The sequence below is a fragment of the Pseudomonas sp. Cab53 genome, assembly GCF_018325965.1.
GTDB lineage: Bacteria > Pseudomonadota > Gammaproteobacteria > Pseudomonadales > Pseudomonadaceae > Aquipseudomonas > Aquipseudomonas chlororaphis_E.
The window spans coordinates 366,340-387,145 of sequence record NZ_AP021902.1 but is presented as its reverse complement, the minus strand read 5'-3'; the positions used below and the strand labels follow the sequence as shown (position 1 = coordinate 387,145).

Here is a 20,806-nt window from a genome sequence, read left to right as displayed (position 1 = left end):
TTGGTTTTTGCATTTTCCTCGTACCGGCGCGTCATACGCGTGCCTGCTACGCTCCAAAAGAGGTCCCGATGACCATCAGCGATGCACTACACCGCTTGCTACTCGACAACCTCACCACCGCGACCATCCTGCTCGACGCCGAATTGCGCCTCGAGTACATGAACCCGGCGGCGGAAATGCTGCTGGCTGTCAGCGGCCAGCGCAGCCATGGGCAGTTCATCAGCGAGTTGTTCACCGAATCGGCCGAAGCGCTCAATTCCCTGCGCCAGGCGGTGGAGCAGGCACACCCGTTCACCAAGCGCGAGGCAATGCTGACCGCACTGACCGGCCAGACCCTGACCGTGGACTACGCGGTCACCCCGATCCTGAATAACGGCGCCACCCTGTTGCTGCTGGAAGTCCATCCCCGTGATCGCCTGCTGCGCATCACCAAGGAAGAGGCCCAGTTATCCAAGCAGGAAACCAGCAAGATGCTGGTGCGCGGCCTCGCCCACGAGATCAAGAACCCTCTCGGCGGCATTCGTGGCGCCGCGCAATTGCTGGCCCGGGAACTGCCGGAAGAAAGCCTCAAGGACTACACCAACGTCATCATCGAGGAAGCCGACCGCCTGCGAAATCTGGTGGATCGCATGCTCGGCTCGAACAAGCTGCCGTCCCTGGCGATGTGCAACGTCCACGAAGTGCTGGAGCGCGTCAGCAGCCTGGTGGAAGCCGAAGCCCAGGGCTGCATCACTTTGGTGCGCGACTACGACCCGAGCATTCCCGACGTCCTGATCGACCGCGAGCAGATGATCCAGGCGGTACTGAACATCGTGCGCAACGCGATGCAGGCCATCGGCAGCCAGAACGAACTGCGCCTGGGCCGCATCACCCTGCGCACCCGCGCCATGCGCCAGTTCACCATCGGCCATGTGCGCCACCGCCTGGTGACCAAGATCGAAATCATCGACAACGGCCCGGGCATCCCTGCAGAACTGCAGGAAACCATCTTCTTTCCCATGGTCAGCGGCCGCCCGGACGGTACCGGACTGGGCCTGGCCATTACCCAGAACATCATCAGTCAGCATCAGGGCTTGATCGAGTGTGAGAGCCACCCCGGCCACACCACCTTCTCGATCTTCCTGCCACTGGAACAAGGAGCCACATCGACATGAGCCGTAGTGAAACCGTGTGGATCGTCGATGACGACCGTTCTATCCGTTGGGTCCTGGAAAAAGCCTTGCAACAGGAAGGCATGACCACCCAGAGCTTCGACAGCGCCGACGGGGTGATGAGTCGCCTGGCGCGTCAGCAACCGGACGTCATCATCTCCGACATCCGCATGCCGGGCGCCAGTGGCCTCGACCTGTTGGCGCGCATCCGCGAACAACACCCACGGCTGCCGGTGATCATCATGACCGCCCACTCGGACCTGGACAGCGCAGTGGCGTCCTACCAGGGCGGCGCCTTCGAATACCTGCCCAAACCGTTCGACGTCGATGAAGCCGTCTCGCTGGTCAAGCGCGCCAACCAGCACGCCCAGGAGCAGCAAGGCCTGGAAGAGGTGCCGGCCCTGGCCCGCACCCCGGAAATCATCGGCGAAGCACCGGCGATGCAGGAAGTGTTTCGCGCCATCGGGCGCCTGAGCCACTCCAACATCACCGTGTTGATCAACGGCGAATCCGGTACCGGTAAAGAACTGGTGGCCCACGCATTGCACCGCCACAGCCCACGGGCCGCGTCGCCGTTCATTGCCTTGAACATGGCGGCGATTCCCAAGGACCTGATGGAATCGGAGCTGTTCGGCCACGAGAAAGGCGCGTTCACCGGCGCGGCCAACCTGCGGCGCGGACGCTTCGAGCAGGCCGACGGCGGCACCTTGTTCCTCGATGAAATCGGCGACATGCCGGCCGACACCCAGACTCGCCTGCTGCGGGTGCTGGCCGATGGCGAGTTCTATCGGGTGGGCGGGCATACGCCGGTCAAGGTGGACGTGCGCATCATCGCCGCGACCCACCAGAACCTGGAAACCCTGGTCCACGCCGGCAAGTTCCGCGAAGACCTGTTCCACCGCCTGAATGTGATTCGCATCCATATCCCGCGCCTGGCGGACCGTCGCGAAGACATCCCGACACTGGCCCGGCACTTCCTCAGCCGCGCCGCCCAGGAGCTGGCGGTGGAGCCCAAGCTGCTCAAGAGCGAAACCGAGGAATACCTCAAGAACCTGCCGTGGCCCGGCAACGTGCGCCAGCTGGAAAACACCTGCCGCTGGATCACGGTCATGGCGTCCGGTCGCGAAGTGCATATCAGCGACCTGCCACCGGAACTGTTGAGCCTGCCACAAGATTCGGCCCCGGTGACCAACTGGGAACAGGCCTTGCGCCAATGGGCAGACCAGGCCCTGGCCCGCGGTCAGTCCAACCTGCTGGACAGCGCCGTCCCGAGTTTCGAACGCATCATGATCGAAACCGCCCTCAAGCACACCGCCGGCCGCCGCCGCGACGCCGCGGTACTGCTGGGCTGGGGCCGCAACACCCTGACCCGCAAGATCAAGGAACTGGGGATGAAGGTTGATGGCGGGGATGATGATGAAGGGGATGAGGGCTGAGCAGCCTTAACCCAGCTTAAAACCCATGTGGGAGCGGGCTTGCTCGCGAAAGCGGTATATCAGCCAATTAAATGCTGGCTGACATGCCGCCTTCGCGGGCAAGCCCGCTCCCACAAGTCACGCTGCAGCGCCTGTCGCATGAGCTCGCCGGTTGAAATCCTTCAGTTGCGTGCACCACACCAATGCACCACGAACCGCAACTGCGCGCTTCATACCAGCCCAGGCCGATCGATTCACCTCGAAAAAACCCGCCATAAAAAAGCAAAAGCCCCGGAATACGGGGCTTTGCGTCTCATCAGCAGTTTTTTTGTGACAAACCATTAAAGCTGGCACGCGCCCTGCAATAACTTCATCACTACCCAGTTTCGGGGACCTTGGTACAGGCAGGCCGGGGATTCCCCATTTTCTACCGGGCTCAATGAGCCCACCGTTTTGGGGGCCTTGATACAGGCAGGTCAAGGTTTCCCTTCTTTACACCCTGGGCTGACGCTTGCAGTCGCCCTCCCGTTTTGGGGACCCTGGTACAGGCAGGCCGGGGATTCCCTCTTTTATTGCTCCTGGAGACGGACCTCCAGCCGCCAGCGATCATCCACTTCGCCGCCGGCCCACTCCCCGCGCAACGGTCGCGCCGCCACCAACGTCAGCAACAAGCCCTTGTCGCTCAAGCGCACCCGCCAGTTCACATCCTTGCCATTGAGCTTGAGCTGGCCATTCTGCGACCTTCCCTCGGCTTCGAACAGCAGCGCTACCGAACCGTCGATGACTTCGCCGTGCAGTTTCGGCTCACTGTCGAACCAGGCCACCAACGCCCCCTCGCTCACCTCGATTCGTTGCAGCACGTTCGGCTCGGGCGTGGTCAGGCGCCCGATCATCAGCCCGACCATCATGCCGAAAATCGCCAGGGAACCCATCACCCGAGGCATTAGCTTCGAACGTCGATCGGTTTGCGGCGTAGAATGCTGCTCATCTTTATCTGCGGAGCCGTGCATGTTTCACGTCATCCTTTTTCAACCGGAAATTCCGCCGAATACCGGCAATGTCATCAGGCTGTGCGCCAACAGTGGCTGCCACCTGCATCTGATCGAACCGCTGGGCTTCGAAATGGACGACAAGCGCCTGCGCCGCGCCGGCCTCGACTACCACGAGTATGCCACCTTGCAGCGCCACGCCGACCTTGCCAGTTGTCTGGAAAGCCTGGGGCATCCACGCCTGTTCGCCTTCACCACCAAGGGGTCGCGGCCCTTCCATGAAGCCCGGTTCGTGGCCGGCGATGCCTTCCTGTTCGGGCCCGAAAGCCGTGGCCTGCCCGCCGACGTGCTCGACGCCCTGCCATCGGACCAACGCCTGCGCCTGCCGATGCGCGAAGGCTGTCGCAGCCTGAACCTGTCCAACACCGTGGCGGTGGCGGTCTATGAGGCCTGGCGGCAGAATGGCTTTCAATAGCCCCCATAACAAATGTGGGAGCGGGCTTGCTCGCGAAAGCGGAGTGTCAGGCAACATTGATGTCAACTGACACACTGCTTTCGCGAGCAAGCCCGCTCCCACATTGGACTTGCGTCGACCGACTTACTGAACGGTCGCGCCTTCTTGCTGCATGCGCTGCAGTTCTTGCGCGTACAGGGCATCGAAGTTCACCGGTGCCAGCATCAGGGCCGGGAACGAACCGCGAGTCACCAGGCTGTCCAGGGTTTCACGGGCGTACGGGAACAGAATGTTCGGGCAGAACGCGCCCAGGGTGTGGCTCATGGACGCTGCATCGAGGTTCTTGATCAGGAAGATCCCGGCCTGTTGCACCTCGGCGATGAACGCCACTTCTTCACCGTTCTTCACGGTCACCGACAGGGTCAGCACCACTTCATGGAAGTCGTCTTCCAGGGCTTTCTGACGGGTGTTCAGGTCCAGGCCGACGCTCGGTTCCCACTGCTGGCGAAAGATCGCCGGGCTTTTCGGGGCTTCAAAGGACAGGTCGCGGACATAAATGCGCTGCAAGGAGAATTGCGGTGCGGCTTCTTCTTCGCTGGCAGCTGTGTTTTGTTGGTCAGTCATCGCAGATCCTTCTTACTTTCAGGTTCTTGAGTAGGGAATTCAGGCCTTGAGCATCGCGTCGAGCTTGCCGGCGCGCTCCAGGGCGAACAGATCATCACAACCGCCCACGTGGGTGCTGCCGATCCAGATCTGCGGGACGGACGTACGCCCAGCCTTCCGGGACATTTCGGCGCGCAGTTGCGGCTTGCCGTCGACCTTGATCTCTTCGAACGCCACCCCTTTGTTCTGGAGCAGGAACTTGGCTCGCGAGCAATAAGGGCAGTAATCGCTGGAATAGACAACGACGTGGGTCATCTCACTTCACCAGGGGCAAGTTGTCGGCTTTCCAACTGGCCACGCCGCCGGAGAGCTTGGCCGCGGTGAAGCCGGACTTCATCAGTTCACGGGCATGGGTGCCGGCGTGCTGGCCCTGGGCATCGACCAGGATGATGGTCTTGGCCTTGTGTTTTTCCAGCTCGCCGATACGTGCGATCAGTTTGTCCTGGGGGATGTTCACCGCCCCGACAATGTGACCGGTGGCGTATTCCTTGCTCGGACGGATATCCACCACCACGCCGGCATCCTTGTTGACCAGCGCGGTCAGCTCGCCAGTGCTCAGGCTGCGCCCGCCGCCCTGCATCGTGTGGGCCACCAGCAATGCCAGCAGTACGACGAAGATACCGACGAGAATGTAGTGGTTAGTGGCAAATTCAATCAGGTGAGCAACCATCGAAGGAGGTTCCAGGGCGTTAAAATGTCGGCCAGTATACACAGCACGCAAGGCCGGCCAAACCCCGCCCGGCGGTGACGCCACCGGAACTTACCTTTAAACTGCTCGTCCCTTTTGCATCGTCTTCTTTTAACCGCCACGAGTGGATTCCATGACTACCACGCCTAAACCTTTGGTCCTGATGATTCTCGACGGCTTCGGTCACAGTGACAGCCACGAATCCAACGCCGTGTATTCGGCCAAAAAGCCTGTCCTGGACCGTCTGTGGGCCACCGTGCCGAACGGCCTGATTTCCGGCAGCGGCATGGACGTCGGCCTGCCGGACGGGCAGATGGGCAACTCCGAAGTCGGCCACATGAACCTCGGCGCAGGCCGCGTGGTGTATCAGGACTTCACCCGCGTGACCAAGTCGATTCGCGACGGCGAGTTCTTCGAGAACCCGACCATCTGCGCGGCCGTGGATAAAGCCGTGGCCGCCGGCAAGGCCGTACACCTCATGGGCCTGCTGTCGGACGGTGGCGTGCACAGCCACCAGGACCACCTGGTTGCCATGGCCGAACTGGCCTTCAAGCGCGGCGCCGAGAAGATCTACCTGCACGCATTCCTCGATGGCCGCGACACCCCGCCGAAAAGCGCCGCCTCCTCGATCGAATTGCTGGACGCCACCTTCCAGGCCCTGGGCAAAGGCCGCATCGCCAGCCTCGTCGGCCGCTACTACGCCATGGACCGCGACAACCGTTGGGACCGCGTCTCCCAGGCCTACAACCTGATCGTCGACGGCCAGGCCGAGTTCAGCGCCGCCACCGCCCAGGAAGGCCTGAACGCCGCCTACGAGCGCGGCGAAAGCGACGAGTTCGTCAAGGCCACCACCATCGGTGAACCGGTCAAGGTCGAAGACGGCGACGCCGTGGTGTTCATGAACTTCCGTGCCGACCGGGCTCGCGAGCTGACCCGCGTGTTTGTCGAAGACGACTTCAAGGAATTCGAACGCGCCCGCCAGCCAAAACTGGCCGGCTTCGTGATGCTGACCCAATATGCCGCCAGCATCCCGGCCCCGTCGGCCTTCGCCGCCGGCAGCCTGGAAAACGTGCTCGGCGACTACCTGGCGAAAAACGGCAAGACCCAGCTGCGCATCGCCGAAACCGAGAAGTACGCCCACGTGACGTTCTTTTTCTCGGGCGGGCGCGAAGAGCCCTTCCCGGGCGAAGAACGCATCCTGATCCCCTCACCGAAAGTCGCCACCTACGACCTGCAGCCGGAGATGAGCGCCCCCGAAGTGACCGACCGCATCGTCGATGCCATTGAAAACCAGCGTTACGACGTGATCGTGGTCAACTACGCCAACGGCGACATGGTCGGCCACAGCGGCGTGTTCGAGGCGGCGGTCAAGGCCGTGGAATGCCTGGACACCTGCGTGGGTCGCATCGTCGAGGCCCTGGAAAAGGTCGGCGGCGAAGCACTGATCACCGCCGACCACGGCAACGTCGAACAGATGTCCGACGAATCCACCGGCCAGGCCCACACGGCCCACACCACTGAGCCGGTGCCGTTCATCTATGTCGGCAAGCGTGACCTCAAGGTCCGCGAAGGCGGCGTGCTGGCTGACGTGGCACCGACCATGCTGATGCTGCTGGGCATGGAAAAACCGGCGGAGATGACCGGGACTTCGATTCTGGTGTGACGACACGTAGTCACGGAGCATTGGCTTGTTGTGGCGAGGGAGCTTGCTCCCGCCCGATGGCGCAGCCATCGCAGGGGCCCTGGCTTGCTCAACTGTCGAGGTGCTGCTTCGCAGCCCAGCGGGAGCAAGCTCCCTCGCCACGGCAGGCTGGCGGCTTTCAGTGTTTTGCCGGCCAGTTATCACACAGCCCCAAATGGGCGTTTTTTTTGCCGCGTGGGGCGGGCATACTAGGCCGTCCCTTTCCCTGGTATCACCCGCCTCTATGCTTCGCGTCCTGATAGCCCTCGTTCTGACCTGCCTGCTCCAACCGGCCTTTGCCGACGAGCGCGCGCAAACCCAACAACAGTTGGAGGCCACGCGCCAGGACATTGCCGAGCTGAAGAAACTGCTGGGCAAGCTGCAGGAAGAGAAATCCAGCGTCCAGAAAGACCTGCGCGGCACCGAGACCGAGATGGGCAAGCTGGAGAAGCAGGTGGACGCCCTGCAGAAAGAGCTGAAGAAAAGCGAATCCGAGCTGCAGCGACTCGATGGTGAGAAAAAAAAACTCCAGAGCGCGCGCACTGAACAGCAACACCTGATCGCCATCCAGGCCCGCGCCGCCTACCAGAACGGCCGCCAGGAGTACCTCAAGCTGCTGCTCAACCAGCAGAACCCCGAGAAATTCGCCCGCACGCTCACCTATTACGATTACCTGAGCCAGGCCCGCCTGGAGCAACTGAAGAACTTCAACGAAACCCTGCGCCAGCTCGCCAACGTCGAGAAGGACATCGAATTGCAGCAGGCCCAGTTGCTGGTACAGAAAAGCAGCCTCGACAGCCAGCGCGATGAACTCGACAAGGTTCGCAAGGAACGCCAGGTGGCCCTGGCCAAGCTCAATGACGATGTGAAGGCCCGCGACAGCAAGCTCAAGGCCCGTGAACAAGACCAGGCCGAGCTGGCAAACGTACTCAAGACCATCGAGGAAACCCTGGCCCGCCAGGCGCGAGAGGCAGAGCAAGCGCGGCAGCAAGCGCTGATCGCCCAGCAGGAAGCCGAAAAAAAGCGCTTGCGTGAGGCCGAGGCGGACTCGGACGAGGCGCCCCGCAAGGCGACCAAATCCAGCCCCGGCGCGCTGGTTTCCAGTGACGGTGAAACCTTCGGCGGCGCATTTGCTTCGGCGCGCGGCAAACTTCCATGGCCGGTCAATGGTCGATTACTGGCACGCTTTGGTGAAACCCGTGGCGACGACACCCGCACCAAGTGGGATGGGGTGATGATCAGCGCTTCCGCCGGCAGCCAGGTGCACGCCGTGCATGGCGGGCGCGTGGTGTTCGCCGATTGGCTGCGCGGCGCCGGCCTGCTGGTGATCCTGGATCACGGCAACGGGTACCTGAGTCTGTATGGCCACAACCAGACGCTGCTCAAGTCGGCGGGGGATGTGGTCAAGGCCGGCGAGTCCATCTCCACGGTCGGCAACAGTGGTGGGCAGGATACGCCAGCCCTGTATTTCGCTATTCGTCAGCAGGGTCGCCCCAGTGACCCGGCCCAATGGTGTCGTGCGCAAGGATAAGCGCACCCATCCACTTAAGGAGTTCGTTCGACATGCTGCATTTGTCCCGTCTCACCTCGCTGGCCCTGACGATCGCCCTCGTGATCGGCGCGCCCCTGGCTTTCGCCGCTGAACCGGCCCCCTCGGCCCCCGCCACCACGGCGGCGACCACCAAGGCGCCGTTGCCGCTGGACGAGCTGCGCACGTTTGCCGAAGTCATGGACCGGATCAAGGCCGCCTATGTCGAGCCGGTGGACGACAAGATGCTGCTGGAGAACGCCATCAAGGGCATGCTCAGCAACCTGGACCCGCACTCGGCCTACCTGGGGCCGGAAGATTTTGCCGAGCTGCAGGAAAGCACCAGCGGCGAGTTCGGCGGCCTGGGCATCGAGGTCGGCAGCGAAGACGGCTTCGTCAAAGTGGTCTCGCCAATCGACGACACGCCCGCCTCCAAGGCTGGCATCCAGGCGGGCGACTTCATCGTCAAGATCAACGGCCAGCCGACCCGCGGCCAGAGCATGACCGAAGCCGTGGACAAAATGCGCGGCAAGATCGGCCAGAAGATCACCCTGACCCTGGTGCGCGACGGCGGCACGCCGTTCGACGTGACCCTCACGCGGGCGGTCATCCAGGTCAAGAGCGTGAAGAGCCAGTTGCTGGAGTCGGGCTACGGCTATATCCGTATCACCCAGTTCCAGGTCAAGACTGGCGAAGAAGTCGCCAAGGCCCTGGCCAAGCTGCGCAAGGACAACGGCAAGAAACTCAACGGCCTGGTCCTGGACCTGCGCAACAACCCCGGCGGCGTGCTGCAATCGGCGGTGGAAGTGGTGGATCACTTCATCACCAAGGGCCTGATCGTCTACACCAAGGGCCGCATCGCCAACTCCGAGCTGCGCTTCTCGGCCACCGGCAACGACCTGAGCGACGCCGTGCCACTGGTGGTGTTGATCAACGGCGGCAGCGCCTCGGCGTCGGAGATCGTCGCCGGTGCCCTGCAGGACCAGAAACGCGGCGTGGTCATGGGCACCACCAGTTTCGGCAAGGGCTCGGTGCAGACCGTGCTGCCACTGAACAATGATCGCGCCCTGAAGATCACCACCGCGCTGTACTTCACCCCCAACGGCCGCTCCATCCAGGCCCAGGGCATCGTTCCGGACATCGAGGTGCGCAAGGCCAAGATCACCAACGAGCAGGACAGCGAATACTTCAAGGAAGCCGACCTGCAAGGCCACCTGGGCAACGGCAACGGTGGCGCCGACAAACCGACCGGCTCCGGTGCCAAGGCCAAGCCGATGCCGCAGGATGACGATTATCAGTTAGCCCAGGCCCTGAGCCTGCTCAAAGGACTGAACATCACCTCCGGCCGCTGAGATGCGCCGGCGCTTGATCCTCGGCCTGGTGTGCTGCCTGGCGAGCGTTGCCTTTGCCGCGCCCGCCACGCCCGCCGCTTCACCGCACAAGGCCTACCTGAGCCTGATCATCGACGACCTGGGGCAGAACCTGCCCCGGGATCGCCAGGTACTGGCCCTCCCCGGCCCTGTCACCGCCGCGATCATGCCCGACACGCCCCATGCCGCCGAATTCGCCCGCGAAGCCCATCGCGCCGGCAAGCTCGTGATGTTGCACATGCCCATGGACCCCGCCACCGGGCCGTTCGCCTGGCATCCGGACCTGCCCATCGAAGAGCTCGGCAAACGCCTCGACGCCGCCTTCGCGGCCGTGCCCTACACCAGCGGGATCAACAACCACATGGGCAGCCGCATGACCGCCCAACCCCAGGCCATGGCGTGGCTGATGGCGAACCTGCAGCAGCGGCACAAGTTTTTCGTCGACAGCCGCACCAGCGCCCAGACCGTCGCGGCCGCCGAGGCGCAGAAGATCGGCCTGGCCAGTGTGTCACGGGATGTATTCCTCGATGACGAGCGCACGGAAACTGCCATCGCCCACCAGCTCCAGACCGCCATCGACCTGGCCCGACGCCAGGGCTCGGCGGTGATGATCGGCCATCCCTACCCGCAGACCCTGGCCGTGCTCGAACGCGAACTGCCACGGCTCAAAGGCCAAGGCATCGAATGGATCGACATCAAGTCGATGATCAGCCTGCGCAGCAACCGGGCGATGGCCGGGCATGGGAAGGATGGGCTCTACCGATAGCGGTAGCCGCGACGCCGCCATCGCGAGCAAGCTCGCTCCCACAACGGTTCTGCATCGGGCACAAGATTGGCGTTCACAGCAGACCCCCTGTGGGAGCGAGCTTGCTCGCGATGACGGCGACACATTCAACATCTCTACAAGCTGACCCACCGCTTTCGCGAGCAAGCCCGCTCCCACAGGTTTGTTCCAGCGGTCAGAGATACCGTGCCATGATCGCGTCGACCGCTCCTTCCCGGCGCAACTCATCCAGGGCTTTCTGTAGCCGCGCGACCACCTCGTCAGGCACGTTCTTGTTCAACGCCAGGTACAGCTCGGCGCTGTTGAAACGCAGCACAGTCTTGAGGTCGCTCACACCTTCCTGGCGGGCCAGGTAGCGGCCGGCCGGGTCGCCGGTGGCCCACAGGTCGATCTGACCGTTGACCAGCTTCCTCGCGTTGTCCTGGTCACGCAGCACCACAATGGGATTCAGCCCCTGCTTGCCCAGGGTTTCGGCAATGGCGTCGCCCTTGTAGGCGCCGATCCGGTATTTGCGCGCCTGCTCCAAGGAGTCGAGGGCAATCGTGCTGTCCGCCTTGGCGAGCATGATCCAGTCGTCCGGGCCGATGGGGCCGACCCATTTGAACAGCTTTTCACGTTCCGGCAGCCGCGCCATGACGAAGACGCCGTAGCCGGGATTCTCCAGGGCGAGCTTATAGATCCGCTCCCAGGGGAAACGCAGCGTCAGGCTGTAGGTGATGTCGGCGCGTTTGAAAATCTCGCGGACGATGTCCACGGCAATGCCCTGGATGTTCTCGTCCTGAGCGAAGTTCTTGCCGTTCTTGGCCATGTTGTACGGGGGGAAGTTTTCCGTCAGCAGCACCAGCGAGGTGTCGGCGGCGCGGGCCGTGCCTGCAAGCAGCAAAGTGGCGCCGGCAAGGGCAAGAACAAGGCGTTTGAGCATGTATAGTGGCCTGTGTGGCTAATTCGTGCACTCAAGTTCGGCGCCAGTGCTCGCCAAGCTGCGTTGCCATTCCTCGCCGTAGCTGGGCTACGACTCGTCATGGCGCCTTGCCTGGCAAGTCCTGGCACTCGAACTTGAGCACCCGAATTAACCGTACAGGCCACTAGCTACCGCAATCCATGGTGTGCCCAAGAGTGCCTTGGGCCCGCCATGGTGTCCAGCGGTCAGCGAATGCAGATACCGCGCTGTGCCATGTAGGCCTTGGCCTCCGGCACCGTGTATTCGCCAAAGTGGAAGATGCTCGCCGCCAGCACCGCGCTGGCGTGGCCTTCCAGGATGCCATCGGCCAGGTGTTGCAGGTTGCCGACACCGCCGGAGGCGATCACGGGAATGCCCAGGGCATCGCTGATGGCACGGGTCACGCCCAGGTCGAAGCCGTTCTTCATGCCGTCCTGGTCCATGCTGGTCAGCAGGATCTCACCGGCACCAAGGCCCTCCATCTTCCTGGCCCACTCAACGGCATCCAGGCCGGTGGGCTTGCGGCCGCCGTGGGTGAAGATTTCCCAGCGCGGGGTTTCGCCCGGACCGGACACCTTCTTCGCGTCGATGGCGACGACGATGCACTGCGAGCCGAAATGCTGGGCCGCTTCGCCGACGAACTCCGGGTTGAACACCGCCGCCGTGTTGATGGACACCTTGTCCGCCCCGGCGTTGAGCAGGTTGCGGATATCCTGCACGGTGCGCACGCCACCGCCCACGGTCAGCGGGATGAACACCTGGCTGGCCATGCGCTCGACGGTATGCAAGGTGGTGTCGCGGCCGTCGACGCTGGCGGTGATGTCGAGGAAGGTGATCTCGTCCGCACCCTGTTCGTCGTAGCGACGGGCGATTTCCACCGGGTCGCCGGCATCACGGATGTTCTCGAACTTGACGCCCTTGACCACTCGGCCGTTGTCCACGTCCAGGCAAGGGATGATGCGTTTGGCCAGCGCCATGGTCAGTCCTCAGCCTTTGTAGGCGTCGCAGAAGGCCTGGGCCTCGGCGACATCCAGGGTGCCTTCGTAGATCGCGCGACCGGTGATCGCCCCGATGATGCCCGGCGCCTTGGCGTCGAGCAGTGTCTTGATGTCGCCCAGGTTGTGGATACCGCCGGAGGCGATGACCGGGATTTTCGTGGCCGCCGCCAGGGCCGCCGTGAACGGCACGTTGCAGCCCTGCATCATGCCGTCCTTGGCGATGTCGGTGTAGACGATGGCCGACACGCCGTCGGCTTCGAAACGCTTGGCCAGGTCGATCACCTGCACGGTGCTGACTTCAGCCCAACCGTCGGTGGCGACAAAACCGTCCTTGGCATCCAGGCCCACGATGACCTTGCCCGGGAACGCGCGGCAGGCTTCGGCGACGAATTCGGGCTCCTTCACGGCCTTGGTGCCGATGATCACGTAGCTCACGCCGGCCTTGACGTAGTGCTCGATGGTTTCCAGGGAGCGAATGCCGCCGCCGATCTGGATCGGCAGGTTCGGATAGCGCTTGGCAATGGCGGTCACCACTTCGCCGTTGACCGGTTGGCCTTCGAAGGCGCCGTTCAGGTCCACCAGATGCAGGCGCCGGCAGCCGCCCTCCACCCACTTGGCGGCCATGCTCACCGGGTCATCGGAGAACACCGTGGAATCTTCCATCCGGCCCTGGCGCAGACGTACGCAAGCGCCGTCCTTGAGATCGATAGCGGGGATAATCAGCATCTGGCAAACCTTCAAATACGAATATTCAGCTTGGCTCGAAAATCAGTTTTTCTCGAGCGCCCACAAGTCGCTTTCAATGCTTTCGAACCTTTCTTTAAGGTGCGCCTGCACATCGAAAATCGCCCTGTTGTAATAGTGCGGAGCAATTTCGCGGGTAAACAGCTCAAGAATTTCCGCCGCCTCGAACGAACCCAGGTCCAGTTCGAAACGCTCCTCCATGAACCGCTGGATCTTGCGGTTCGCCTCACTCTCCTGTTCAGGCGTGAGGGTGAGGATCGGCGGTTTCTTGCGCGCCATTACCAACGGCCGTCCCACGCCGCGAAGTTCTGCAACAGTTGCAGGCCATGGGTATGGCTCTTTTCGGGGTGAAACTGCACGGCGAATCGCGAGCCGTCGGCCAGCGCCGCGGCGAAGTCGACGCCATAGTGACCGCTGCCCACCACCTGCCGGGCATTGCCGGCCGCGATGTAGTAGCTGTGCACGAAATAGAAGCGCGCCAGGTCCGGGATGCTGTGCCACAGCGGGTGGTCCACCGTCTGCTTCACTTCGTTCCAGCCCATGTGCGGGACCTTCAGGTGCTCGCCGTCTTCATGCAGGCCCTTGCCAAAGAACTTCACCTGGCCCGGGAACAGGGAGATGCAATCGACGCCGTCGTTCTCTTCGCTGCGTTCGAGCAAGGCCTGCATGCCCACGCAGATGCCGAGGAACGGACGGTCCTGACTGACTTCGTGCACCAGCTTGTCGAAGCCCAGACGACGGATCTCGGCCATGCAATCGCGAATCGCGCCCACGCCAGGGAAGACCACCCGGTCGGCTTCGCGAATCACATCGGCGTCACTGGTGATCAGCACCTTGCCGGCACCCACGTGTTCGAGGGCCTTGGCCACCGAGTGCAGGTTGCCCATGCCGTAATCGATAACCGCGACCGTCTGCATTACAGGACGCCCTTGGTCGAAGGCATCTGCCCGGCCATGCGGTCATCGAGCTCCACGGCCATGCGCAGTGCGCGGCCGAACGCCTTGAACACGGTCTCGATCTGGTGGTGGGTGTTGTGCCCGCGCAGGTTGTCGATGTGCAGCGTCACGTTGGCGTGGTTGACGAAACCCTGGAAAAACTCCTGGAACAGGTCGACGTCGAAGCCGCCGACGGTGGCACGGGTATACGGCACGTGCATCTGTAGGCCAGGACGGCCGGAGAAGTCGATGACCACTCGCGACAGCGCTTCATCGAGCGGGACATAGGCGTGGCCGTAGCGACGGATGCCTTTTTTGTCGCCGATGGCTTGGGTGAACGCTTGCCCCAGGGTGATACCGACGTCTTCCACCGTGTGGTGGTCGTCGATATGCAGGTCGCCCTTGCTGACGATGTCCAGGTCGATCAGCCCGTGACGGGCGATCTGGTCCAGCATGTGCTCAAGAAAAGGCACGCCGATATCAAACCGGGCCTTTCCGGTGCCATCCAGGTTGATCGAGGCTTTGATCTGGGTTTCCAGAGTGTCGCGCTCGACAGACGCCTTACGTTCGGCCATCACCAGCTCCGCAAAATCATTGGGCGAAAAAGGCAGCCATTATAGGGGCGTGAGCGGCAAACAGAAACACGGGAGGTGATATCGCTGACGGGTTGTTGCCCGTCCTGTCGGGGTTAGACATGTCCATACAAGCCATGGACGCAAATGTTTGCCATCACCCAGACACAAATGTGGGAGCGGGCTTGCCCGCGAAGAGGGTGTGTCAGTAAACATAAATGCTTCTGACCCACCGCCTTCGCGGGCAAGCCCGCTCCCACAAAGATCGACTTTACCTTGAAGGTTCAGACAACCCTCTTAGTGGAACAACACTGCCGTCTTCTGCAGGGTCACCCAAACACCCCACGCCAACGGAATGCCCACCACCAGCCAGGCGGCGAGCGCCAGCAGCTTGGTGCCTGGTGCAGCTTTCCATTCCAGCGAAGTGGTGCTGTCGGCGCCCTTGTCATGACCCAGCGCCTGTTCGGCGGCCAGCTCGGCGTCGGTCATGAAGTACTTGTCGGCGACCGGGCGAACCATCAGGTTGCACAGGAAGCCCAGCACCAGCAGGCCGGCGAGGATGTACAGGGTGATGTCGTAGGCCGCGGCACGTTCAACGCCGATGCTCAACTGATACTCACGCAGGTAGTTCACCAGCACCGGGCCCAGCACGCCGGCAGCGGCCCAGGCGGTCAACAGGCGACCATGGATCGCGCCGACCATTTGCGTACCGAACAGGTCCGCCAGGTAGGCCGGCACGGTGGCGAAACCACCGCCGTACATCGACAGGATGATGCAGAACGCCGCCACGAACAGCGCGATGTTGCCCAGGTGGCCCAGGTTCGGGATCAGCGCATACAAGGCAAAGCCCAGGGCGAAGAACACGAAATAGGTGTTCTTGCGACCCAGGTAATCCGAGAACGATGCCCAGAAGAACCGGCCGCCGATGTTGAACAGGCTCAACAGACCGGTGAAACCGGCGGCGATGGCCGCGATCTGGGCCAGTTGGCCAGCGTCCAGTTGACCAAACGGCAGGTCGTTGCCGAGCAGTTTGCCGCCGAACACTTCCTGCAACAGGGGCGACGCCATGCCCAGGATGCCGATACCGGCGGAGACGTTCAGGCACAGCACCAGCCATACCAGACGGAACTGAGGGGTTTTCCAGGCCACGTTCACGTGCACGTGACGATGGGTGATCATCGCGTTCGCGGCTTTCTTCGGTGCCGGGGTCCAGCCTTCAGGCTTCCAGCCGGTCGGCGGCACGCGGTACGACAGGGCGCCACCGATCATGAACACGAAGTAGATCGCGGCCATGACCAGGAAGCTCTGCCACACGCCCACGCCGGTTGGCGAAGCGAAATGGTTCATCAGCGCCGCGGCCAGTGGTGCACCCACCATCGCACCGCCACCAAAGCCCATGATCGCCATGCCGGTCGCCATGCCGCGCTTGTCCGGGAACCACTTGATCAGCGTGGACACGGGGGAGATGTAGCCCAGGCCCAGGCCGATACCACCGATTACCCCGGAACCGACCCACATCAGCCAGATCTGATGGGTATAGATACCCAACGCGGAAATCAGCAGGCCACCGCACCAGCACAATGCCGACACGACGCCGGCCTTGCGTGGACCGGCGTGTTCCAGCCAGCCACCCCAGATGGCTGCCGAGCAACCCAGGAAGATGAAGAACAGGGTGTAGATCCAGCCGAGCATCGAGATCGGCCAGTCGCATTGGGACGAGAAGACTTGCGAGATGAAGCTCATGTCCGGCGCACAGGCCACCGGTTTGGTGATCCCCAGGGCCTTGGACAGTGGCAACCAGAACACCGAGAAGCCATAGGCCATGCCGATGCACAGGTGGATGGCCAGCGCGGCCGGTGGAACCAGCCAACGGTTGAAACCGGGCTTGGCGATGATGCGCTCCTTGGAGAGGAACGCAGGCTGGTCGGCAACGCCGCCGGCCGTGATGCTCGTGCTCATTGTGTATCCCCCAATTATTAGAATGGTTCACCAGCCACGCATCACCCTCAGCCTTCATTGCACGCAGGCATGGCTGTATTTTCTGGTGAAGCTCCATAGTAGTGCGACATCAAGTCGCAGAAGGACGGCGAACGGACGAAAGGTTACCACTTGCAGGTGACAGAAAAACCAAAGTGACATCACCTTTTTCATGTCATCTGTCTTATCGCGCCGATGCCAGGTTTCTGTAGGGGGCTAACCATTTATTTTTTTTCACGCCCCTTCTTGAGGGGCTGGGGCGCCGGGCGTCACCCATGATCGGCCAACGCGCCGTCACTCACGGCGTTATACTCCCAGGCTAAATTTTGAACTCAACCTATAAGGATTCGCCCATGAAAGCGTTCGGCAAAATCCTGGGTCTGGTACTTCTCGGGCTGTTGCTGATCATTGTGGCCCTGGGCTTCGCCCTGACCCACCTCTTCGATCCCAACGACTACAAGGAAGAAATCCGCCAGATAGCCCGCGACAAAGCCCACATTGAGCTGACCCTCAATGGCGACATCGGCTGGAGCCTGTTTCCATGGCTGGGTCTGGAACTGCACGAGGCCAGCGTGGCGACCCTGGCCAACCCGACACAACCGTTCGCCGACCTGCAGATGCTTGGCCTGTCGGTGCGGGTGATGCCGCTGCTGCGCCGCGAAGTGCAGATGAGCGACGTGCGGGTCGAAGGCCTGAACCTGCGCCTGAACCGCGACAAGAACGGCCACGGCAACTGGGAAGACATCGGCAAGGCGCCTGCCACGACGACAGCGAGCGCGCCGACTCCGGCACCGACCGAACAGCCGTCGACGCCGGCCAGCACCACGCCCGAAAAACCGGCCCAGCCGACCCGCCTGGACATCGACAGCCTGACGGTGAACAACGCCCGGGTCGAATACACCGATGAGCAGACCGGCAAGCAATTCACTGCCGAAAGCATCCAGCTGAGCACTGGCGCGGTCCACGACTCGACCAACATCCCGGTCACTCTCACCGCGTTCCTGTCCAGCAACCAGCCAGCCGTGCGCGTGCGCACCGAGGTCACTGGCGAGCTGCGTTTCGAACGCGCCCTGCAGCGCTACAAGTTCGAAGACCTGAAACTGTCCGGCGAAGTCACAGGCGACCCCTTGCAGGGCAAGACCCTGAACTTTGCCGCCCAAGGCCAACTGTTCCTCGACAAGGCAGCGAACGTTGCCGAGTGGACCGGCATCAAGCTGTCGCTCAACCAACTGCGCGCCTTGGGCGAACTGAAGGTCAACGACCTCGACAAGACCCCGCAGCTCAATGGCGGCCTGTCGATTGCCCAGTTCGACCTGGCGAAGTTCGTCGACAGCGTCGGGCAGAAACTGCCGGCCATGGCCGAAGGCAGCTTGAGCAAGGTCGAACTGGTCAGCCGTGTCACCGGCACGCCGACCAGTGTCGAGTTCAACAATATCAACCTGAAAGTCGACGACAGCAGCTTCAGCGGCCGCATTGCCGTGGAGGATTTCGCCAAGCAATCCCTGCGTGCACAGCTCAAGGCCGACACGTTCAACGTCGACCGCTACCTGCCGCCCAAATCCGCCGAGGCCGACAGTTCCAAGGCCGCCCGCGAAGCCGAAGTCAGCAGCACCGAGGCCAGTGCCATGGCGGGCGCCGGCACCACTCCGCTGCCGAATGCACCGACCCAGGGCGCCTGGAGCAACGACCGGCTGTTTCCGGTGGAACGCCTGGGCAAGCTGGACCTCGACGCCGACCTGACCTTCGGCCAACTGACCCTCGACAAGCTGCCGATCCAGAATGCCGCACTCAAGGCCACGGGCCTGGGGGGCTGCTGACCTTGGAGAACCTGCGTGGCGATCTGTACAACGGCAACTTCGAGGCCAAGGGCACCCTGGACGTGCGCCAGCCGACGCCACAATTGAACCTGCAAACCCGCATCAACCGGGTGCCGGCCGAGAAGATCATCGAAAGCCAGGGCAAGGCTGCGCCCGTCAAGGGGCTGGTGACGCTCAACAGCACGGTGACCGCCAGCGGCAACAGCCAGAAAGCCCTGATCGAGAGCCTCAACGGCAACGCCGGATTCGTCATCAACGATGGCGTGCTGCTCAATGCCAATCTCGAACAGCAGCTGTGCAAGGGCATCGCCACCCTCAATCGCAAGGCGCTCAGCGGCGAGCCCCGGGGCAAGGACACGCCGTTCCAGCAGCTCAACGGCAACCTGACGTTCCGCAACGGCGTGGCCAGCAACCCCGACCTGAAGGTGCGCATCCCCGGCATGACGGTCAACGGCAACGGCGATATCGACCTGCGGGTGCTGGGCATGGACTATCGCGTCGGGATCATCGTCGAAGGCGACAAGAGCGACATGCCCGACCCGGCCTGCCAGGTCAACGAGCGCTATGTCGACATCGAATGGCCGTTGCGCTGCCGTGGCCCGCTGGAACTGGGCGCCAAGGCATGCCGCCTGGACAGCGAAGGGATGGGCAAGGTCGCGGCGAAACTGGCCGGTGACCGCCTCGAAGACAAGATCGACGAAAAGCTGGGCGACAAAGTCAGCCCCGAGGTGAAAAACGCGCTCAAGGGGCTGTTCAAGCGATGACCGCCGAGCAATTTTCCAGCGCCGTGCTGGACTGGTTCGACCGCCACGGACGCCACGACCTGCCCTGGCAACAGGGCATCACACCGTATCGGGTGTGGGTGTCGGAGATCATGCTGCAGCAGACCCAGGTCAGCACCGTACTCGGTTACTTCGATCGCTTCATGGCCTCGCTGCCCACGGTCCAGGCCCTGGCCGCCGCGCCGGAAGATGAAGTCCTGCACCTGTGGACCGGGCTGGGCTACTACACCCGTGCGCGCAACCTGCAGAAAACCGCGAAGATCGTCGTCGACCAGTATGGCGGCGAGTTCCCCCGGGATGTGGAGAAACTGACCGAGTTGCCAGGCATCGGCCTGTCCACTGCTGGCGCCATCGCCAGTATCAGCATGGGCCTGCGCGCGCCGATCCTCGATGGCAACGTCAAGCGGGTGCTGGCGCGCTTCACCGCCCAGGAAGGTTACCCAGGCGAACCCAAGGTGGCGAAACAGCTCTGGGCCACCGCCGAGCGCTTCACGCCGCAGGACCGGGTCAACGCCTACACCCAGGCGATGATGGACCTGGGAGCCACCCTCTGTACTCGCAGCAAGCCCAGTTGCCTGCTCTGCCCACTGAAAAAGGGCTGCGAAGCGCACATGCTGGGCCTGGAAACTCGCTACCCGATACCCAAGCCACGCAAAGAGGTGCCCAAGAAACGCACCTTGATGCCGATGCTGGCCAACCATGAAGGCGCGATCCTGCTTTACCGTCGTCCTTCCACCGGCCTGTGGGGCGGCCTGTGGAGCCTGCCGGAACTCGACGACCTCGATGATTTGCAACATTTGGCCCTGCAACACTCGCTGGAGCTGGGCAACCAGCAGCAATTGCCGAGCCTGGTGCACACTTTCAGCCATTTCCAGCTGGCCATCGAGCCGTGGCTGGTCCAGGTCCGGGAAACCGGCCATCACGTGGCCGAGGCCGACTGGCTCTGGTATAACCTCGCCACCCCGCCGCGCCTGGGCCTCGCCGCTCCGGTCAAGACCTTGCTCGAACGCGCGGCCGCCGTATTGAACGCAGGAGAGTTGCAATGACCCGCACCATCATGTGCCGCAAGTACAAAGAAGAACTCGAAGGCCTGGAACGTGCGCCGTTCCCGGGCGCCAAGGGCCAGGACATCTACGACCACGTCTCGGCCAAGGCCTGGGGCGACTGGCAAAAACACCAGACCCTGCTGATCAACGAAAAACGCCTGAACATGATGAACGCTGAAGACCGCAAGTACCTTCAGGGTGAAATGGACAAGTTCTTTTCCGGCGAAGATTACGCCAAGGCCGAAGGCTACGTACCGCCGTCCGAATAAGCT

At 62.6% G+C, this 20,806-nt stretch carries 20 protein-coding genes and 1 pseudogene; 10 read left to right on the top strand and 11 right to left on the bottom strand.

Annotated features, from left to right (window positions below; genetic code table 11):
- Positions 1-68: 68 nt before the first annotated feature.
- Entirely contained in the window at positions 69-1,154 is a 1,086-nt protein-coding gene (gene glnL, locus KI241_RS01680; RefSeq protein WP_042731316.1) for a nitrogen regulation protein NR(II), read from the top strand.
- Positions 1,151-2,587 (top strand): nitrogen regulation protein NR(I), encoded by a 1,437-nt coding sequence (gene ntrC / locus KI241_RS01675; RefSeq protein ID WP_042731317.1) that lies wholly within the window; start codon positions 1,151-1,153, stop codon positions 2,585-2,587. The genes glnL and ntrC overlap by 4 nt, the downstream gene beginning before the upstream one ends.
- A gap of 548 nt (positions 2,588-3,135) precedes the next feature.
- Here the strand turns inward: ntrC and KI241_RS01670 are convergent.
- Positions 3,136-3,576 (bottom strand): hypothetical protein, encoded by a 441-nt coding sequence (locus tag KI241_RS01670; protein WP_080964290.1) that lies wholly within the window; start codon positions 3,574-3,576, stop codon positions 3,136-3,138.
- Between KI241_RS01670 and trmL the strand changes: the two genes are divergently transcribed.
- Positions 3,575-4,030 carry a tRNA (uridine(34)/cytosine(34)/5-carboxymethylaminomethyluridine(34)-2'-O)-methyltransferase TrmL gene (gene trmL / locus KI241_RS01665; RefSeq protein ID WP_042728164.1) on the top strand — a complete coding sequence of 152 codons (456 nt, stop codon included), beginning with the start codon at positions 3,575-3,577 and terminating at the stop codon, positions 4,028-4,030. The genes KI241_RS01670 and trmL overlap by 2 nt on opposite strands.
- A gap of 123 nt (positions 4,031-4,153) precedes the next feature.
- On the opposite strand, the gene secB is transcribed toward trmL, so the two are convergent.
- From secB to KI241_RS01650, 3 genes are read right to left on the bottom strand one after another with little or no spacing between them, the layout of a single operon-like run.
- Complete coding sequence (gene secB, locus KI241_RS01660) at positions 4,154-4,633, bottom strand: protein-export chaperone SecB (protein ID WP_042728163.1); 480 nt, start codon at positions 4,631-4,633, stop codon at positions 4,154-4,156.
- 39 nt (positions 4,634-4,672) lie between these two features.
- Positions 4,673-4,927, bottom strand: coding sequence for a glutaredoxin 3 (grxC, locus tag KI241_RS01655; protein WP_042728162.1), 255 nt, complete (start codon positions 4,925-4,927; stop codon positions 4,673-4,675).
- Between the two features lies 1 nt (position 4,928).
- Positions 4,929-5,342, bottom strand: coding sequence for a rhodanese-like domain-containing protein (locus KI241_RS01650; RefSeq protein WP_042728161.1), 414 nt, complete (start codon positions 5,340-5,342; stop codon positions 4,929-4,931).
- A gap of 151 nt (positions 5,343-5,493) precedes the next feature.
- Between KI241_RS01650 and gpmI the strand changes: the two genes are divergently transcribed.
- The 4 genes from gpmI (at position 5,494) to KI241_RS01630 (ending at position 10,705) form a co-directional block, all read left to right on the top strand.
- A complete protein-coding gene (gene gpmI / locus KI241_RS01645; RefSeq protein WP_042728160.1) occupies positions 5,494-7,023 on the top strand; it encodes a 2,3-bisphosphoglycerate-independent phosphoglycerate mutase in 1,530 nt (509 codons plus the stop codon).
- A 262-nt stretch (positions 7,024-7,285) separates the two neighbouring features.
- The gene (locus tag KI241_RS01640) at positions 7,286-8,572 is read left to right on the top strand and encodes a murein hydrolase activator EnvC (RefSeq protein WP_047736166.1); all 1,287 of its coding nucleotides are present in this window, start codon (positions 7,286-7,288) and stop codon (positions 8,570-8,572) included.
- A 32-nt stretch (positions 8,573-8,604) separates the two neighbouring features.
- On the top strand, positions 8,605-9,921 hold the full coding sequence (locus tag KI241_RS01635) for a S41 family peptidase (protein WP_042728158.1): 1,317 nt from the start codon (positions 8,605-8,607) through the stop codon (positions 9,919-9,921).
- Position 9,922: 1 nt separating this feature from the next.
- The gene (locus KI241_RS01630) at positions 9,923-10,705 is read left to right on the top strand and encodes a divergent polysaccharide deacetylase family protein (protein WP_042728157.1); all 783 of its coding nucleotides are present in this window, start codon (positions 9,923-9,925) and stop codon (positions 10,703-10,705) included.
- A gap of 193 nt (positions 10,706-10,898) precedes the next feature.
- On the opposite strand, the gene KI241_RS01625 is transcribed toward KI241_RS01630, so the two are convergent.
- The 7 genes from KI241_RS01625 to KI241_RS01595 all read right to left on the bottom strand — a co-directional run bounded on the left by KI241_RS01625 (position 10,899) and on the right by KI241_RS01595 (position 16,871).
- The gene (locus KI241_RS01625) at positions 10,899-11,645 is read right to left on the bottom strand and encodes an ABC transporter substrate-binding protein (RefSeq protein ID WP_042728156.1); all 747 of its coding nucleotides are present in this window, start codon (positions 11,643-11,645) and stop codon (positions 10,899-10,901) included.
- Between the two features lie 224 nt (positions 11,646-11,869).
- Positions 11,870-12,640 carry an imidazole glycerol phosphate synthase subunit HisF gene (gene hisF / locus KI241_RS01620; RefSeq protein ID WP_042728155.1) on the bottom strand — a complete coding sequence of 257 codons (771 nt, stop codon included), beginning with the start codon at positions 12,638-12,640 and terminating at the stop codon, positions 11,870-11,872.
- Between the two features lie 9 nt (positions 12,641-12,649).
- On the bottom strand, positions 12,650-13,387 hold the full coding sequence (gene hisA / locus KI241_RS01615) for a 1-(5-phosphoribosyl)-5-[(5-phosphoribosylamino)methylideneamino]imidazole-4-carboxamide isomerase (protein ID WP_047736169.1): 738 nt from the start codon (positions 13,385-13,387) through the stop codon (positions 12,650-12,652).
- A 42-nt stretch (positions 13,388-13,429) separates the two neighbouring features.
- On the bottom strand, positions 13,430-13,684 hold the full coding sequence (locus KI241_RS01610) for a DUF2164 domain-containing protein (protein WP_042728153.1): 255 nt from the start codon (positions 13,682-13,684) through the stop codon (positions 13,430-13,432).
- Complete coding sequence (gene hisH / locus KI241_RS01605) at positions 13,684-14,322, bottom strand: imidazole glycerol phosphate synthase subunit HisH (protein ID WP_212803287.1); 639 nt, start codon at positions 14,320-14,322, stop codon at positions 13,684-13,686. Before hisH ends, KI241_RS01610 begins: the two co-directional genes overlap by 1 nt.
- Complete coding sequence (hisB, locus tag KI241_RS01600) at positions 14,322-14,915, bottom strand: imidazoleglycerol-phosphate dehydratase HisB (protein WP_024778052.1); 594 nt, start codon at positions 14,913-14,915, stop codon at positions 14,322-14,324. The genes hisH and hisB overlap by 1 nt, the downstream gene beginning before the upstream one ends.
- A gap of 294 nt (positions 14,916-15,209) precedes the next feature.
- Positions 15,210-16,871 (bottom strand): OFA family MFS transporter, encoded by a 1,662-nt coding sequence (locus KI241_RS01595; RefSeq protein WP_042728152.1) that lies wholly within the window; start codon positions 16,869-16,871, stop codon positions 15,210-15,212.
- 371 nt (positions 16,872-17,242) lie between these two features.
- On the opposite strand from KI241_RS01595, the pseudogene KI241_RS01590 reads away from it, so the two are divergent.
- The 3 genes and pseudogenes from KI241_RS01590 (at position 17,243) to KI241_RS01580 (ending at position 20,803) form a co-directional block, all read left to right on the top strand.
- A pseudogene (locus KI241_RS01590) lies at positions 17,243-19,470 on the top strand (AsmA family protein).
- Positions 19,467-20,534: an A/G-specific adenine glycosylase gene (mutY, locus tag KI241_RS01585; RefSeq protein ID WP_042728150.1), complete on the top strand. Its 1,068-nt coding sequence runs from the start codon at positions 19,467-19,469 to the stop codon at positions 20,532-20,534. Before KI241_RS01590 ends, mutY begins: the two are co-directional and overlap by 4 nt.
- On the top strand, positions 20,531-20,803 hold the full coding sequence (locus KI241_RS01580) for an oxidative damage protection protein (RefSeq protein ID WP_042728149.1): 273 nt from the start codon (positions 20,531-20,533) through the stop codon (positions 20,801-20,803). Before mutY ends, KI241_RS01580 begins: the two co-directional genes overlap by 4 nt.
- Positions 20,804-20,806: the final 3 nt, after the last annotated feature.

Coding starts and splice junctions, on each gene's coding strand:
- KI241_RS01635 (WP_042728158.1), top strand. CDS start 8,605: ATGCTGCATTTGTCCCGTCTCACCTCGCTGGCCCTGACGATCGCCCTC.
- gpmI (WP_042728160.1), top strand. CDS start 5,494: ATGACTACCACGCCTAAACCTTTGGTCCTGATGATTCTCGACGGCTTC.
- hisH (WP_212803287.1), bottom strand. CDS start 14,322: ATGCAGACGGTCGCGGTTATCGATTACGGCATGGGCAACCTGCACTCG.
- KI241_RS01640 (WP_047736166.1), top strand. CDS start 7,286: ATGCTTCGCGTCCTGATAGCCCTCGTTCTGACCTGCCTGCTCCAACCG.
- ntrC (WP_042731317.1), top strand. CDS start 1,151: ATGAGCCGTAGTGAAACCGTGTGGATCGTCGATGACGACCGTTCTATC.
- secB (WP_042728163.1), bottom strand. CDS start 4,633: ATGACTGACCAACAAAACACAGCTGCCAGCGAAGAAGAAGCCGCACCG.
- hisF (WP_042728155.1), bottom strand. CDS start 12,640: ATGGCGCTGGCCAAACGCATCATCCCTTGCCTGGACGTGGACAACGGC.
- KI241_RS01670 (WP_080964290.1), bottom strand. CDS start 3,576: ATGCACGGCTCCGCAGATAAAGATGAGCAGCATTCTACGCCGCAAACC.
- hisB (WP_024778052.1), bottom strand. CDS start 14,915: ATGGCCGAACGTAAGGCGTCTGTCGAGCGCGACACTCTGGAAACCCAG.
- glnL (WP_042731316.1), top strand. CDS start 69: ATGACCATCAGCGATGCACTACACCGCTTGCTACTCGACAACCTCACC.
- hisA (WP_047736169.1), bottom strand. CDS start 13,387: ATGCTGATTATCCCCGCTATCGATCTCAAGGACGGCGCTTGCGTACGT.
- grxC (WP_042728162.1), bottom strand. CDS start 4,927: ATGACCCACGTCGTTGTCTATTCCAGCGATTACTGCCCTTATTGCTCG.
- KI241_RS01650 (WP_042728161.1), bottom strand. CDS start 5,342: ATGGTTGCTCACCTGATTGAATTTGCCACTAACCACTACATTCTCGTC.
- KI241_RS01610 (WP_042728153.1), bottom strand. CDS start 13,684: ATGGCGCGCAAGAAACCGCCGATCCTCACCCTCACGCCTGAACAGGAG.
- trmL (WP_042728164.1), top strand. CDS start 3,575: ATGTTTCACGTCATCCTTTTTCAACCGGAAATTCCGCCGAATACCGGC.
- KI241_RS01580 (WP_042728149.1), top strand. CDS start 20,531: ATGACCCGCACCATCATGTGCCGCAAGTACAAAGAAGAACTCGAAGGC.
- KI241_RS01625 (WP_042728156.1), bottom strand. CDS start 11,645: ATGCTCAAACGCCTTGTTCTTGCCCTTGCCGGCGCCACTTTGCTGCTT.
- KI241_RS01630 (WP_042728157.1), top strand. CDS start 9,923: ATGCGCCGGCGCTTGATCCTCGGCCTGGTGTGCTGCCTGGCGAGCGTT.
- KI241_RS01595 (WP_042728152.1), bottom strand. CDS start 16,871: ATGAGCACGAGCATCACGGCCGGCGGCGTTGCCGACCAGCCTGCGTTC.
- mutY (WP_042728150.1), top strand. CDS start 19,467: ATGACCGCCGAGCAATTTTCCAGCGCCGTGCTGGACTGGTTCGACCGC.